The 1,202-nt window shown below is 52.7% G+C and carries 1 protein-coding gene; it reads right to left on the bottom strand.

What is annotated here, in order from left to right:
- Positions 1–1,198 (bottom strand): elongation factor Tu (gene tuf, locus BUC50_RS09575; RefSeq protein WP_286677374.1); only part of this gene is annotated, 1,198 nt, incomplete at its 3' end.
- Positions 1,199–1,202: the final 4 nt, after the last annotated feature.

Raw genomic sequence — 1,202 nt, 5'->3', positions numbered from 1 at the left:
CAAGAATCTCGGTGACAACGCCAGCACCCACTGTGTGACCACCTTCACGGACTGCGAAACGAAGTCCCGCTTCCATGGCGATAGGTACAATAAGGTCAACCTCAAAGGTCGCGTTGTCTCCCGGCATAACCATTTCTACACCTTCCGGAAGCTTGATGCCTCCTGTTACGTCTGTGGTACGGAAGTAGAACTGAGGCTTGTAGCCCGCAAAGAACGGGGTGTGTCGGCCGCCTTCCTCTTTCTTCAGTACGTATACCTCTGCCTTGAACTTCGTGTGAGGCGTTATGGAACCCGGCTTAGCCAATACCTGGCCGCGCTCTACATCCTCTTTGTCTATGCCGCGAAGAAGAATGCCCACGTTGTCGCCGGCAATGGCTTCGTCAAGAATCTTCCTGAACATCTCAAGGGATGTGGCCACTGTCTTGGTCGTATCCGCCTTCATGCCCACGATCTCCACTTCTTCTCCTGACTTGATCATGCCCCGCTCTACTCGGCCCGTTACAACTGTGCCACGGCCTGTGATGGTGAACACGTCTTCGATAGGCATAAGGAAAGGCTTGTCTGTTTCCCGCTGAGGCGCTGGAATATAGCTGTCACAGGCGGCCATGAGCTCCCAGATGCATTTGCTCACAGGGTCGTTCTCTTCTCCTGTTCCCTCTTCCAATACCTTCAAAGCTGAACCGCGAATGATGGGGACATCGTCTCCGGGGAAATCGTATTTGCTCAGAAGCTCGCGGATCTCCATCTCTACAAGATCAAGAAGCTCATCATCGTCTACCTGGTCTGTCTTGTTCATAAAAACGACTACGGCCGGCACGTTGACCTGCCGGGCCAAAAGAACGTGCTCGCGGGTCTGGGGCATGGGACCGTCTGCCGCGGATACAACAAGAATAGCCCCGTCCATCTGCGCGGCACCTGTAATCATGTTCTTAATGTAGTCTGCGTGACCTGGGCAGTCTATATGGGCATAGTGACGGTTCTCTGTCTGATACTCTACGTGAGAAATGTTGATCGTAATGCCTCTCTCACGCTCTTCTGGCGCCTTGTCGATCATGTCGTACGCCTCAAAATTCGACCAACCCTTCGTCGACAAACACTTCGTGATCGCTGCTGTAAGTGTCGTCTTACCGTGGTCAATGTGTCCTATGGTGCCCACGTTAAGATGGGGCTTCGCTCTTTCAAATTTCTCTTTTGCCATTTTT

This window comes from Aminobacterium sp. EBM-42 (assembly GCF_001896635.1).
GTDB classification, from domain to species: Bacteria; Synergistota; Synergistia; order Synergistales; family Aminobacteriaceae; genus Aminobacterium; species Aminobacterium colombiense.
Note: the sequence above shows the minus strand (reverse complement) of the source record. Positions and strands in the feature narration are given on the sequence as shown.